Genomic DNA, 13,772 nt, shown 5'->3' with positions numbered 1-13,772 from the left:
TATGACACGTGGTTTGATCATTTCTGCCCCTGCTTCGGGCACCGGAAAGACGACGCTTACTCTTGGCCTGATCGCCGCTCTGAAAAAGCAGGGGGTCAAGGTTCAGGGGTTTAAGAACGGGCCAGATTATATCGATCCTGCGTTTCATGAGGTTGCATCGGGTCTCCCCAGTTTTAATCTTGATTGCTGGGCGATGCCCGAGGCCCAAATCTCCGGCCTGATCGCAAGTGCAAAGGGCGCGGATCTGGTGATCGCGGAGGGTTCGATGGGCCTCTTTGACGGTGTTGCCACGCGCGGCGCGAGCGGGCAGGGGGCGACTGCCGATCTCGCGGCGCTGACGGGTTGGCCTGTCGTTTTGGTTCTTGATGTGAGTGGCCAAGCGCAATCTGCTGGCGCGGTTGCACTTGGGTTCGCCAAGATGCGGCCCGACGTTGTGATCGCGGGCGTAGTGGCGAACCGTGTTGCCTCCCCAAGACATGAGATGATGGTCCGTGAAGGGTTGGCGCAGGCTGGGTTGGCGTGTCTGGGATGCTTGCCGCGCAACAATGACGTGCGCTTGCCTGAACGCCATTTGGGTTTGGTGCAAGCCCAAGAAACGGCATCGATCAGCGCTATCCTCGATGAAGCGGGTGCGTTTGTCATGAAGCATCTGGATGTTGATGCGATCCGAGCGGTAGCCTTGCCCTGTCAAATGGCGGATGACACTGATGCAACCGCGCGCATCACGCCGCCCGGACAGAGGATTGCGCTTGCGCAAGATGTCGCGTTCTCGTTCGTCTATCCACATCTTTTACACGGCTGGCGCGCGGCTGGGGCGGAGATTTTGCCCTTTGCGCCGTTGAAAAACGAGGCGCCGGATCAAGCGGCCGATGTCTGTTGGCTGCCTGGCGGCTATCCTGAGCTTCACGCGGGTGAGATTGCTGCGGCAGGGGCTTTCCGCAGCGGGCTGCGCGAGTTCGCGCAGACGCGACCTGTGCACGGGGAATGCGGTGGGTATATGGCGTTAGGGGCGGGGCTGATCGATAAAGATGGTGCGCGCCACGAGATGGTTGGTTTGCTCGGTTTGGTGACATCCTATGAAAAGCGCAAAATGCACCTTGGATACCGGATTGCCACGTTAAACGCGCCGATTCCGTCTTTAGGGGCGGGAAGTCTCGCGCGCGGGCACGAGTTCCATTATTCTACGATTATCGATCAACCCGATGCGCCTCTCGCGTCGGTCCGCGATGCCTCGGGCAATGCCGTTCCGGAAACCGGTTCATGGCGCAGCTTCGAAGGCGGGGGCCGCGTCACGGGGAGCTTCTTCCACTTTGTCGCGGAGGCCTGATGGCTGGCTTTGTTTCTTTCGTTTCCTCCGGCCCCGGCGATCCTGAATTGCTTACGGTGAAGGCTCTCAATCGGCTTCAGGCGGCGGATGTCGTGCTTTACGATGATTTGTCGTCCGGCCCGATTTTGGCTTTGGTGCGCGAGGGGGCAGAGTTGATTGCGGTGGGAAAACGCGCAGGTCGGCCGTCGCCCAAGCAAGAATACGTGAGTGAGCTACTCGTTGAACATGCGAAAAAAGCGGCCAAGGTCGTTCGCTTGAAGTCCGGCGATTGTGGAATTTACGGACGGTTGGAAGAAGAAATTATTGCGCTGCGTGAAGCGGGAATTGCGTTCGAGATCATCCCGGGCGTGACGGCCGCTACCGCGACGACGGCCGCTGCGGGTATTCCTTTGACGCGTCGGTCAACCTCGCGGCGTGTACAATATGTCACCGGCCACGATTTGACAGGCGCGTTACCGGAGTCGCTCAATTGGGCAGCTCTGACGGATGGGGGTGCGACGACTGTGGTGTATATGGCGCGTCGGACGTTCCCTGATTTGGCCACGAAATTGATGGCGCATGGTCTCGCGCCCGAGACGCCCGCCCTGATCGCGGAAGGGGTCTCCACCGATGCCGAATCGATCCGCCATTTTACCGTCGCGAGCTTGGCTAAGTATCTCTCGGAGACGCCCGCGCCGGAGCGCGCGCCCTCTCTAATCATCTATGGCCCCCTGATGACGTGAACGACCACGCCAATGTCGTGCGTGACGCTTGACCGGTTTGGTTGGGCGTGAGACATGTGATGTGACGGTTCTGCAAAGCGTGCGAGCGCTGGTGGATGAAAAGGGAACGCGGTGAGGTGTAGCCATCAGGCGCCAAATCCGCGACTGCCCCCGCAACTGTGAGCTGAGAGTCGCCCCGATAAGCCACTGGCGAAAGCTGGGAAGGAAGGGGAGGCGTTAATCTGCGAGTCAGGAGACCTGCCGTCATATCAAGGGGCGTTTGCCCGCAACCAATCCGCCGTCGGGGATGACGGCCAGGAGTGAAGATATGCATATCGAACCGGGCGTCGTAAATGGCGCCAAACTCGCACTTTCCTATGCGACCGCCGCAGGGGCCGCCGTTTACGCTGGCCGTGAAGCGCTGAAGACCGTGTCATCTCGCGGCATTTTGTCCTTCGCGGCGCGGTCTTTGATCGCAACGATTGGCACATTCGTCTTCTTCGAAATTCTTCCGCATTTCGCGGCGGGCGTCTCGGAGGTTCATTTGATTCTGGGATCTACCTTGTTCTTGATGCTCGGGATCGGGCCTTCGGCGCTTGGTCTTGCGATGGGGCTTTTGCTGCAAGGGCTTTTCTTCGCCCCGACTGATCTGCCACAGTTCTTCATGAACTTGACGACACTTCTGGTTCCGCTGTTCGCGCTGCAAGCGGTCGCTCAGCGCGCAATCGCGAAAGATACCGCCTATGTGGATCTCAGCTACGCGCAAGCGCTGAAGCTCTCGGTTGCCTATCAGGGCGGGGTTGTAGCTTGGGTCGCATTCTGGGTGATTTGGGGGCAGGGCTTCGCGGCAATGTCCGAAATCATGACTTTCGGCGCGGCCTATATGACGGTTGTTCTGTTGGAGCCCCTCGTCGATCTCGCGGTTCTCGGAATCGCAAAATCGGCAAAGGGTTTGCACGGCTCTGGCCTCGTGTCCGAGCGCCTTCACACGGCGGCTTGATTAACGCATAAGCGCTTACCGGCCCTCTGCATGTGCAGGGGGCCGTTTGCATTCGGAGGCAGGATGGAACTCTTTTTGGTTGGGATCGGCACGGGTAACCCCGAGCATCTCACGCTTCAGGCCATTCGTGCCTTGAAAGCGGCAGATCTCATCATCGTGCCGCGTAAAGCAGGTAAGGATGATCTTTCCGAATTGCGGCTCGATATTTGCGCGGAAGTAGCGCCGGATGTCGCGATCCGCGAGTTCGATCTACCTGTCCGTGATCTTGCGGAGCCCGATTACGCAAAGCGGGTGAACGATTGGCACGATGCGATTGCGCAGGTCTGGATGACGGCGATCGACGGCGCTGGGCGGGTCGCCTTGCTCGTTTGGGGGGATCCATCGCTCTATGACAGCACATTGCGCATTGCCGCTCGGTTGTCACCTGCGCCGCTGATGACCGTCATTCCCGGAATTACGTCTATTCAGGCGCTCACCGCGGCGCATGCGATTCCACTGAACGATATTAACGAGCCCGTCGTGATCACAACAGGCCGGCAGTTGCGCGATGCGGGGTGGCCGCCATCCGCGCGCAGTGTCGTCGTGATGCTGGACGGCGAATGCTCATTCCAACATTTGCCGCCGGACGAGATCGAGATCTGGTGGGCCGCCTTTGCGGGGATGCCGCAGCAGGTGATATTGTCGGGGGCGTTGGGCGATATTGGCCCCGAGATCATCGAGACGCGCGCGCGGGCGCGGGCGGCGCATGGATGGGTGATGGATATCTATCTTATGCGTCGATCAGAAAAATCCTGAGATCATTCACATTCGTGCCGGTGGGCCCCGTCACAAAAAGCGAGTCGATGGCATTGAACGCGCCCCATGCGTCATTCATCGTGAGCGCGGCAAACGGGTCAACGCCCGCGGCTTTCATTGCGTTGAAGCTCTCGCCATCGACATAGGCGCCCGCATTATCTTCCGATCCGTCGATGCCGTCAGTGTCTGCGGCGAGGCAAGAGATGTTCCGCGCACCACGCAAAGCGATCGCCACGCCAAGAGCGAATTCGGCGTTGCGCCCGCCGCGCCCATTTCCGCGTAAAGTGACAGATGTCTCACCGCCCGAAATCAAAGCGAGGGGCGCTTTGCCGAGGAAATCCGCACTCATCGCGATTGCGGTCAGTGCTTTGCCAACCTCTCTCGCCTCGCCTTCAATGCGGTCCGATAGGATGAGTGTCGTATAGCCTTGTGATTCCAGATATCGCGCGGCGGCTTCAAGGGATTGCCGCGGCGATGCAACCATATGCGCCTGAAGATCGCCTGTTTCCGGCAAGCGCGACGCTTGGGAGGCGAGTGCGGCTGCGACCCTCGTATTCGGGATGATGTTGTAGCGCGCGAGGATTGTCTCCGCGCTTTCCAAATGGGGTGGTATTCGCACCGTGGGCCCAGATGCCACGGTTTCGGCATCATCGCCAGGCACGTCGGAAATGAACAGCGTCACGATTTTCGCAGGCGCTGCGAGGGCTGCGAGGCGGCCACCTTTAACCTGACTAAGCCGCTGGCGGATAACGTTCATCTCGCCAATCGTTGCGCCGCAAGCCAGCAGTGCCCGCGTCAGCTCTTGTTTGTCATCAAGGCTGATCCCGTCGATCGGTTGGCATAACAACGCCGACCCACCGCCCGATATCAAGGATAGCACCAGATCATTTGGCGTGAGACCTGATAGCAAATCCATGATGCGCCGCGTGGCATCCAATCCTGCTTGATCGGGAACGGGATGCGAGGCTTCAACCACGCCGATCTTGCGCAAGGAGACGCCTTCCGCGTGCCCGTAACGCGTGACGACAAGCCCCTCGACGGCATCGCCCCATTGCGCCTCAACGGCCGCGGCCATCTGCGCCGCCGCTTTGCCTGCGCCAATGACAATCACGCGGCCGCTCGGTCGTTCCGGTAATGCGGCAGCAATACATTGCGCTGGCGTTGCGGCGTCCACGGCCGCGGCGAAAGCGCCGCGCAAGATTTGCTTGTTCACGTTAATATCCTCTTCGGCGTTCCCGCGATAAAGGCATCAATACCTTCAATGACTTGCGCCCATAGCGCCGTCATCGCTTCATCGCTCGCCCACGCAACATGGGGCGTAAGGATCACATTTGGCAAGTCCGCGATCCCCATTAAAGGGTTATCCGGCAGGGGCGGTTCCGGAGTGGTCACATCAAAGCCTATACCGGAAATATTTTTTCTCTTCAAAGCGTTAACTGCGGCAACCTCATCCACCAGACCACCCCGCGCAGTATTGATCAAGACAGGTCGCCGCGCCATCTTGCTAAATTCTTCAGCACCTATCAGGCCTATTGTCTCCGCGTTAAGCGGACAGTGAAGCGTGATCACGTCACTCTCGGCCAGAAAATCGTCGAACCCGATACGGGTTGATGTCGCGGCCTCTCCCTTGCGGGCAGCGAAAATGACCCGCATGCCAAAGGCTTGCGCCAGTCGCGCGACTGATTGCCCTATGGAGCCACCGCCGATGATCCCGAGGGTTTTGCCGGCCAGATCCTCAATGGGGTGATTAAAGAAACAGAATTGGCCCGACCTTGCCCAATCCCCCTTTATGACATCCTCACGGTAGCCCGGCAGTTGGCGCTTGAGCGCAAGAATGAGGGCCATCACGTGTTCAGGCACCGAATGGACTGCATATCCGCGCACATTCGAGACAGTGATCCCCCGTTCGCGGCAGGCATCGATATCAATCACATCATATCCCGTCGCGGCGACGGCGATAAATTTTAGATCTGGAAGATGTTCGAGGTGCTTGCGCCGAAGTGGAACTTTGTTGGTAATCGCAATCTCAGCGCCTTGTAACCGGGCAACCACTTGATCCGAAGATGTAGTAGGGTAGTCAGCCCACTCATGCGGCGCATTCGGGCGCGCGAGATTAATGGTTGGGCCGATTGTTGCGCGATCCAGAAAGACGATGCGGGTCAAAGGGGGCTCCTCGATTGAGCGGATCAGATGAGCGAAAGCTCGTTGTGATGGGCCGTGAAGGCGTGGCGAACTTCGGCGGGCGGACGCAGCAGCAGTTTCAGCCCGCGGGTCAGGTTTGGATCGGGTTTACCGAACAAGCGATCCGCCTCGGCAGAGCTAAAGCCCGCGATCTGCTCCGCCTCCAGCCGCGCCGAAACCGTATCGGCGGCTTTGATTGCTTTCTTCATCGCTGCAGGAAGGACAGTCGGCAGCCCAAAGCGCAGATGTATCGCCTCCGTCAGCCTTCGATCTAGTTCGATATATTGCGGGCCAACGGCCGCTTTTACTGGGCTGATCATATCACCAATCACGTATTCGGGCGCATCGTGCAGGAGGGCAGCGAGACGCCATCTGGCGCTGATGCCCGGATTGGCACGCGTAAAAATTTCCTCGACGAGCAGAGAATGTTCCGCCACCGAATAGGGCCAGTCGCCGCGCGTTTGACCGTTCCACCGCGCCACAAAAGCCAGCCCGTGCGCGATATCTTCAATCTCAATATCCATCGGAGTCGGGTCCAAAAGATCGAGCCGTCGACCCGAGAGCATCCGTTGCCAAGCGCGCGTCGTCATTGATGATCCCTTCCGTTCGATTTGATCACGATTAGGGCGATGCTCAGGCCAAGTAAATATAATCGGGAACTTTTAGCGGCTTCCACTCGTTATATATCCAACATGAACCAGACAGTAGAAAGGCACATCATGCGCCGGAAACTGATGATCCTCGCCGCCGTAACGGCTGGCCTCGCCGTCCCAGTAACGATGGCAAACTCGAAAACCGACCCTCGCTCAGGGTTCGCACCGGAAACGCCGCAAGCGCAAAGCAGCTCGCGCCCAATGGATGATTTGTCGGGCGACAGCTTTGGCGATCTCTCCGTCTTTGATACGATCAGTACCTACGGGAACGATCAGACCTCGACGGAGCCCTACTGCGACCTGCGCCAAAATGTTGTCGAGACCCTCGACCATGATTTTGCGGAAACAGCAAAGGCAAACTCGCCGCTCGCGGACGGTCGATCTGTATCGCTCTACGCATCCGATATCATGGGCACGTGGACCGCAATTTATACCCGTGCCGATGGCATCGCATGTGTTGTGAGCTCCGGTATCGATTGGGAGCAGGGGGATAACCCCGTCGCGCTTCTGGAGCAAGAACAACTCCTTGCGCAAAGTTAATCTTGTCGCGCGCGATGCGCCCAATAAAGTTGGAAAGAAACACCGGCCCTCCTAGCATTTGCTTGGGGGGCCGGAGATTGTTCCTTAACCCCGAAGATGATATGAGCCGTGCAACGCAATACAGGAGCCGAGAATGGCCGACTACATCGTTAAAGACATCGCATTGGCCGCCTATGGCCGCAAAGAACTCGACATTGCTGAAACAGAGATGCCGGGCCTCATGACGTTGCGCGCGGAATATGGTGAGAGCAAGCCTCTCAAGGGGGCACGCATTGTCGGCTCGTTGCACATGACGATCCAGACGGCGGCCCTGATCGAAACGCTGACGGCGCTGGGCGCAGATGTGCGCTGGGCGTCGTGCAATATCTTCTCGACGCAGGATCATGCGGCGGCCGCGATTGCTGCGGGCGGAACGCCTGTGTTCGCGATCAAGGGGCAAACTCTTGTCGAGCATTGGGATTATCTGGATCGCTCGTTCCAATTCCCGGACGGTGCGAACATGATCCTCGATGATGGCGGCGATGCCACGCTCTACGTACTGCTTGGCGCACGTGTTGAAGCTGGCGAGACTGATTTGATCGCTGTGCCGACATCCGAGGAAGAAGAGGCAATCTTCGCACAGATCAAAAAGCGGATGGCGCAGTCCCCTGGTTGGTTCACAAAAACCCGCGATGCAATCAAGGGTGTTTCCGAGGAAACGACCACGGGCGTGCACCGCCTTTATGATTTGCACAAGAAAGGTCAATTGCCGTTCCCAGCGATCAATGTGAACGACTCCGTGACCAAATCGAAATTCGATAACAAGTACGGCTGCAAGGAATCGCTGGTCGACGGTATCCGTCGTGCGACCGATGTGATGATGGCCGGTAAAGTGGCCGTCGTGTGCGGCTACGGCGACGTGGGTAAAGGTTCGGCGGCATCTTTGCAGGGCGCAGGCGCACGCGTGAAGGTTACGGAAGTTGATCCGATCTGTGCTCTGCAGGCGGCGATGGATGGGTTTGAAGTTGTTTTGCTGGAAGATGTTGTGTCCACTGCGGATATCTTCATCACCACGACGGGCAACAAGGATGTGATCCGCATCGAGCATATCCGCGAGATGAAGGATATGGCGATCGTCGGCAATATCGGCCACTTCGACAACGAAATCCAAGTTGCTTCGCTCAAAAACCACAAATGGACAAATATTAAAGACCAAGTGGATATGATCGAAATGCCGTCTGGCGCACGGATCATTCTGTTGTCGGAAGGGCGCCTTTTGAACCTTGGAAACGCAACGGGCCATCCGTCCTTCGTGATGTCGGCATCGTTCACCAACCAAGTTCTCGCGCAGATCGAACTGTGGACAAAAGGCGACGAGTATCAGCCCGGCGTTTATATTTTGCCGAAGCATTTGGATGAGAAAGTTGCGCGTTTGCACCTCGATCGCATTGGCGTGAAATTGAGCAAGCTGAGCCCGGAGCAAGCCGCCTATATCGGTGTGACGGCTGACGGTCCGTTCAAGCCGGAGCATTATCGCTACTAAGTCTGCGTTACATGCGGACAAAGGCCGTGCCGCGAGGCGCGGCCATTTGCATATCTGGCCCGAAAAGAATTAGCTTTGTTCTCGTCTGCGCATCGCCTAGGCTTTGATGACAATCCTGCGTTTCAGGCGCAGATCATCAAAACTTGACGGACAGGACGACAATCATGGGCAAAAGAGACGACCTTATCGCCAAATATGCCGACGATCTGAAAACCAAATGCGGGATGACGCCGGATATGGATTTGCTCACGAAAGTGACAATTGGATGCGGCCCCGCGATCTATAACGCAGATGCATCGACCGTTGCCGGTTCGGACAAATCCGAGCTTGAGACGGTAAAGAAGAATTTTCTCGAGAAAAAACTTGGCCTGAAAGATGGGCCAGAGCTGGATGCAGCGATTGATGCAGTCATCGAGACCTATGGCAAGTCGGAGCGCAACAAGTTTCGCGCCGTGATTTATTATATGCTCACAAAGCACTTCGGAAAAGAAAGCATCTACGCCTGAAGTAGAACCCGATCTTATCGCGAGGGGCTTCGCCGAAAGGGGAGCCCCTCTTTTTTAGGGCTAAATCATTGCCTTAATTGCCGTGACATGATCCGCGCTCGCGCCGCAAACGTCGCGGGTGAGAGCATCGATCTCTGCGTCGAATGTGCAAATATCGACGATCCGATCGATCAACCCCCAATTCAACGCCTCTTGCGCCGTGATTTTCGCGCCTGCCATCAGGATCATCTTGGTCCGCGCAGGACCAATCAAGCGGACCATGCGCGCGGGATCGGAGGGTTGCGGCAAAAAGCCGAGCTTCATTACCGGATAGAAAAAATTGGCATTCGCGACACTGATGCGCAGGTCACAGGCTAATGCCATTCCCATCGCGCCGCCTGCCAAGGTGCCATTGAGCGCGGCGATCGTCAGGCAGGGCAGGGCCGCAATCGCGCCCGAAACATCTTCCCAAATCGGATCAACGGCGAGGCCTTCGGCCGCTTGCGTCAAATCGGCCCCTGCGGAGAAAACCTTGCCCTCCCCGCGTAGCACAAAGGCGCGGGCGTTGGCCTGTGCCGCCGCACGCGCATGGGCTACGATCGAGTTTAACATGTCTCGCGTGAGAGAATTTGCCTTCTCCGGCCGATTAAGTGTCACGGACCAGATGCCATCACGTTTGTGCAAGTCGATCAATATTCTCTCCCCCAAGTCAATTTGCCGCCGATGCATCGCTTGACCTTTTGGGTCAGGGTCATGATGTATCATACTAACAGATTGTGGAACTGCCGGACGGAAGATTCCCGTGGCGCTGCAACGAACTCGATAGGTGGAAGTAATGTCTTTGAAAAAATCCCTTGTCATGAGCACTGCTCTCGCAGCGTTTGCTATTCCTGCGCAGGCAGATATCAGCCCTGATGATGTCTGGGGATTGATGCAGGAATATTACACCAGCGCCGGTTTGACTGTCACCGCCAAGGAGACGGCGCAGGGCAGTGATCTGATTTTGCGCGACGTCGTGATGACGTTCCCGAACGAGACCGGCGATGCGGTGCTGACAATCCCTGAGCTGCGTTTGGCGGATGATGGGGGCGAAGTAACCCTGACGATGTCGGATAAGGCGCGCGGCGTTATGTCGAACACGGCGCTCGACGGGAGCGAAGCGAAGACAGAAATTGAGTTGATCCAGACCGATCTCGTCGCGCAAATCTCGGGTGATGTGGACGATATGAAGATTGTCTTCGATCTGCCTGCGATGGCAATCGAGGCGCGGACGGACCAACCTGCAGGTTTGAACGGCGAGGAGAGCTTGCCTGTCACCATGCGCTTCACGGCGGAAAATCTGCGCGGCACGGAAACGGTGACCTCTGGCATGGGCATGCAGGTTGCGTCGGATTTCCAGATCGAGCGACTTGGCTATACGGCGACCGGTGCGGATCCTCAGGGCGAAGGCACCTTCACATCATCGGGCGAAATTAACGACGCGACGATGAAGTTTGACATGAAGACTCCCGAAGATGCGGCGAGTACAGATCTGGCGACTGCGCTCGAGAACGGGATGCGTATGTCGGGCGAGATGAAGTTCGGACAGTCCACAGGGTCGAGTGAGGCTGATGGCCCGATGGGCGCAATGACCACTAAAACGACCGCCCAAACGGGCACGCTTGCGTTCAACATGGATCAAACCGGTGCGCGCTACTGTGTCAGCTCTGCCGAGGCAACGGCGGATGTGGCGATGCCATCGCTTCCGTTCCCGATCCATCTTGATATGGCGAGCGCGACGGGTGGATTGCAGATCCCGATGGTTCCCGGTGAGGCTGCGCCAGTCGGAGTTGAGCTGCGGATGGAAAACGTGACGGTGAATGACGAGGTTTGGGCCATGTTCGATCCGTCAGGGCATTTGCCGCGTACTCCCGCGAGCATCGTGGTTGACCTCGAAGGCATGGGAAAAGTGACCGGCGAGATTGGCGCATCTGTCGACATGGCCGCCACCGGTCAAGTTCCCTTCGAACTGCAATCGGTCGCGCTGAAATCGCTGCAAGTTAAACTGATGGGCGCGGACTTGACCGGAAGCGGCGCGGCGACAATCGACAATGCTGCCGGGATTCCGATGCCGGCCGGAGCCGTCGATCTGCGGCTCGAAGGCGGAAACGCATTGATTGATAATCTGGTGGCGACGGGTCTTTTGCCATCAGATCAATTGATGGGCGTTCGTATGATGCTTGGTCTGTTTGCTGTTCCTGCGGGAGATGATGTCTTAACGTCGAAGATCGAGATGCGTGAGGATGGCGGTGTATATGCCAATGGCCAACGCCTGCGCTAAGTCGCGCGAATGCTCCCAAACATGGCGCTACGCCAAGGCGCAGCCCACATCATTAAAGGCGATCCGATGACAGACCTCTCCGTATTGACGCATGCCCTCCTGAACGCCGCCAAAGCGGCGGGAGCGACGCAAGCAGACGCCATCGCCGTCGACGGGCGCGCAGTGTCGATTGATGTGCGAGAAGGGCGGCTGGAGCAGGCCGAGCGTGCGGAAGGCGTGGAGATCGGGTTGCGCGTTTTGATTGACGGTCGTCAGGCATGCGTGTCTGCATCCGATATTTCGCAGCGCACGATGGATGAAATGGCGCAGCGCGCGGTTGCAATGGCGCGGGAAACGCCTCCGGATCCCTATCTGGGCCTCGCCGATCCCTCGCAGCTCGCACAAAACTGGGACTTGGATGCGTTGGAGCTTTCCGATGCCTCGCCCGAGCCCTCCGCAGAGGCGTTGGAGCATGATGCGCGGGTTGCGGAATCGGCGGCACTTGGCGTTCAAGGTGTTCAGCAAGTGCAGTCTGCATCTGCGAGCTATTCGAGCCGTCGCTTGCACATTGCCGCGTCAAACGGGTTTGAGGGCGGATATGGTCGCACGTCGCGGTCGACCGCTGCGGTTGCTATCGCTGGCGAAGGGCTGGAGATGGAGCGCGATTGGGCCGCGGAGAGCTGCACGTATCAGGCCGATCTGCCCGATGCTGCTTCTATCGGCGTGCTGGCAGGTCAGCGCGCGGTTGAACGCAAGGGGGCGCAACAGCCGCCGACGGGTGCTTATCCCGTACTCTACGACGAGCGTATTGCAGCGGGATTGATCAGCCACCTGATCAGCGCGACGAACGGCGCTTCAATTGCGCGCGGTGCGTCTTGGGCACGTGCGCTCTTGGGCGAGCAGGTGTTGCCGAATGGTTTGACGATTACTGAAGATCCGCACCGCCCGCGAATCTCGGGATCGCGGCCCTTCGATGCGGAAGGGCTTCCGACGGCGCGCCGTACGATCGTGGAAAATGGTGTCTTGATGGGGTGGACGCTTGATCTCGCAACGGCGCGCAAGCTGGGCTTGCAAAGCACTGGGTCCGCAGCACGTGGGACATCATCGCCGCCGTCTCCGGGAATGTCGAATATCGCGTTGACGCAAGGCGACAATACTCGTGAGGCTTTGTTGCGCGAGATGGGCACCGGGCTTTGGATCACCTCAATGATCGGCTCCTCGATCAACCCGACGACGGGCGATTATTCGCGCGGAGCGGCGGGCTTCTGGGTCGAGAATGGCGAGATTGCCTATCCTGTTAACGAATGCACCGTGGCGGGTAATTTGATCGAAATGTTGCGCAGTGTTATCCCGGCCAATGATGGGCGCGCCTATTCTAGCCATGTGATCCCAAGCTTGCTGGTTGAAGGTCTCACCCTTGCCGGAAAGTAATACGTCACACCAAGATGACCTTGCGATCTTGATTGAGGCCGCGAAAGCATCAGGAGATATCGCATCGCGTTTTTGGCGTAAGAATCCCGAGGTCTGGGAGAAAGACGCGGGCGCAGGGCCGGTGACTGAGGCAGATCTTGCGATCAATGCCATGCTTGAGGCAGAGCTTCGCCGCGCCCGGCCGGATTACGGCTGGCTTTCGGAAGAAAGCGTCGATGATCTCGCGCGCCTGGATCGCGAGAGCTGTTTTATCATTGACCCGATCGATGGGACCCGTGCTTTTATCGAGGGGGCCGACGGGTTCTCTCATTCGCTCGCAATATCGCGTGGCGGGCAAGTGACGGCGGCGGTGGTGTTTGTGCCGATGCGCGGCGATCTCTACACTGCCACTGTAGATGGCCCCTCCTTGCTCAACGGAGAGCATTTGGCCCCTGCTGACAGTGCGCCTTTGGGGCCAGAGACGACAGTTATTACCTCGGCGGCGAGTTTTGCTTCCCATCATTGGCGCGCGGGGAACGTCCCGCAAGTTACGCGCACTTTTCGGTCGTCTCTTGCTTGGCGGCTTTGCTTGGTTGCGTCAGGGCGTTTTGATGTGGCCCTGTCGATGCGTCCCGCGTGGGAATGGGATATCGCGGCCGGTGCTCTGATTGCCGGGCGAGCCGGTGTAATATCCACTGACCGTCAGGGCCTTGCGCTCACGTTCAATCGAGCGATCCCCCAATCCAACGGTCTGATCACTGCCCAGCCTTCCCTGCATCAGTCGATGCTTGATCGCATCGTGCCATAACAAAAACGTAAATGGTTTATGGCTTAAGCGCACGTTAAGGCCCCCTTGTTA

14 protein-coding genes and 1 riboswitch are annotated in these 13,772 nt (G+C 58.1%); of the genes, 10 read left to right on the top strand and 4 right to left on the bottom strand.

The window, feature by feature from the left end; all coding sequences use genetic code 11:
* Window position 1: 1 nt before the first annotated feature.
* The 4 genes from SJY32_RS12605 to cobF all read left to right on the top strand — a co-directional run bounded on the left by SJY32_RS12605 (window position 2) and on the right by cobF (window position 3,823).
* Window positions 2–1,327, top strand: a complete 1,326-nt coding sequence (locus SJY32_RS12605) for a cobyrinate a,c-diamide synthase (protein WP_376875823.1) — start codon at window positions 2–4, stop codon at window positions 1,325–1,327.
* On the top strand, window positions 1,327–2,049 hold the full coding sequence (gene cobA / locus SJY32_RS12600) for a uroporphyrinogen-III C-methyltransferase (protein WP_376875820.1): 723 nt from the start codon (window positions 1,327–1,329) through the stop codon (window positions 2,047–2,049). The genes SJY32_RS12605 and cobA overlap by 1 nt, the downstream gene beginning before the upstream one ends.
* A gap of 48 nt (window positions 2,050–2,097) precedes the next feature.
* A riboswitch (cobalamin riboswitch) is annotated at window positions 2,098–2,309 on the top strand.
* 47 nt (window positions 2,310–2,356) lie between these two features.
* Entirely contained in the window at window positions 2,357–3,028 is a 672-nt protein-coding gene (locus SJY32_RS12595; RefSeq protein WP_376875817.1) for an energy-coupling factor ABC transporter permease, read from the top strand.
* Between the two features lie 63 nt (window positions 3,029–3,091).
* Window positions 3,092–3,823, top strand: coding sequence for a precorrin-6A synthase (deacetylating) (gene cobF / locus SJY32_RS12590; RefSeq protein ID WP_376875814.1), 732 nt, complete (start codon window positions 3,092–3,094; stop codon window positions 3,821–3,823).
* On the opposite strand, the gene SJY32_RS12585 is transcribed toward cobF, so the two are convergent.
* Genes SJY32_RS12585 through SJY32_RS12575 form a run of 3 tightly spaced genes read right to left on the bottom strand, consistent with a single transcriptional unit; the run spans window position 3,798 to window position 6,594 of the window.
* Complete coding sequence (locus tag SJY32_RS12585; protein WP_376875811.1) at window positions 3,798–5,036, bottom strand: glycerate kinase; 1,239 nt, start codon at window positions 5,034–5,036, stop codon at window positions 3,798–3,800. The two genes, cobF and SJY32_RS12585, sit on opposite strands and share 26 nt — an antisense overlap.
* Window positions 5,033–5,986 carry a D-2-hydroxyacid dehydrogenase gene (locus tag SJY32_RS12580; RefSeq protein WP_376875808.1) on the bottom strand — a complete coding sequence of 318 codons (954 nt, stop codon included), beginning with the start codon at window positions 5,984–5,986 and terminating at the stop codon, window positions 5,033–5,035. The genes SJY32_RS12585 and SJY32_RS12580 overlap by 4 nt, the downstream gene beginning before the upstream one ends.
* Before the next feature lie 23 nt (window positions 5,987–6,009).
* On the bottom strand, window positions 6,010–6,594 hold the full coding sequence (locus SJY32_RS12575; RefSeq protein WP_376875805.1) for an HD domain-containing protein: 585 nt from the start codon (window positions 6,592–6,594) through the stop codon (window positions 6,010–6,012).
* Window positions 6,595–6,723: 129 nt separating this feature from the next.
* On the opposite strand from SJY32_RS12575, the gene SJY32_RS12570 reads away from it, so the two are divergent.
* From SJY32_RS12570 to SJY32_RS12560, 3 genes are all read left to right on the top strand, one after another.
* Entirely contained in the window at window positions 6,724–7,197 is a 474-nt protein-coding gene (locus tag SJY32_RS12570) for a hypothetical protein (RefSeq protein ID WP_376875802.1), read from the top strand.
* Between the two features lie 133 nt (window positions 7,198–7,330).
* Window positions 7,331–8,719, top strand: a complete 1,389-nt coding sequence (gene ahcY / locus SJY32_RS12565) for an adenosylhomocysteinase (protein WP_376875799.1) — start codon at window positions 7,331–7,333, stop codon at window positions 8,717–8,719.
* Window positions 8,720–8,883: 164 nt separating this feature from the next.
* On the top strand, window positions 8,884–9,225 hold the full coding sequence (locus SJY32_RS12560; RefSeq protein WP_376875796.1) for a DUF2853 family protein: 342 nt from the start codon (window positions 8,884–8,886) through the stop codon (window positions 9,223–9,225).
* Window positions 9,226–9,285: 60 nt separating this feature from the next.
* Here the strand turns inward: SJY32_RS12560 and SJY32_RS12555 are convergent, their stop codons facing one another.
* Window positions 9,286–9,897: an enoyl-CoA hydratase/isomerase family protein gene (locus SJY32_RS12555; RefSeq protein ID WP_376875793.1), complete on the bottom strand. Its 612-nt coding sequence runs from the start codon at window positions 9,895–9,897 to the stop codon at window positions 9,286–9,288.
* Between the two features lie 142 nt (window positions 9,898–10,039).
* On the opposite strand from SJY32_RS12555, the gene SJY32_RS12550 reads away from it, so the two are divergent.
* The 3 genes from SJY32_RS12550 to SJY32_RS12540 all read left to right on the top strand — a co-directional run bounded on the left by SJY32_RS12550 (window position 10,040) and on the right by SJY32_RS12540 (window position 13,721).
* Complete coding sequence (locus SJY32_RS12550; protein WP_376875790.1) at window positions 10,040–11,524, top strand: DUF2125 domain-containing protein; 1,485 nt, start codon at window positions 10,040–10,042, stop codon at window positions 11,522–11,524.
* 66 nt (window positions 11,525–11,590) lie between these two features.
* On the top strand, window positions 11,591–12,934 hold the full coding sequence (locus SJY32_RS12545; RefSeq protein WP_376875787.1) for a TldD/PmbA family protein: 1,344 nt from the start codon (window positions 11,591–11,593) through the stop codon (window positions 12,932–12,934).
* The gene (locus tag SJY32_RS12540; RefSeq protein WP_376875784.1) at window positions 12,921–13,721 is read left to right on the top strand and encodes a 3'(2'),5'-bisphosphate nucleotidase CysQ; all 801 of its coding nucleotides are present in this window, start codon (window positions 12,921–12,923) and stop codon (window positions 13,719–13,721) included. The genes SJY32_RS12545 and SJY32_RS12540 overlap by 14 nt, the downstream gene beginning before the upstream one ends.
* Window positions 13,722–13,772 lie beyond the last annotated feature (51 nt).

Source organism: Albirhodobacter sp. R86504 (assembly GCF_042466415.1).
Classification (GTDB): domain Bacteria; phylum Pseudomonadota; class Alphaproteobacteria; order Rhodobacterales; family Rhodobacteraceae; genus Albirhodobacter.
The sequence above is the reverse complement of the archived record's forward strand: the minus strand, read 5'-3'. Positions and strand labels throughout refer to the sequence as shown.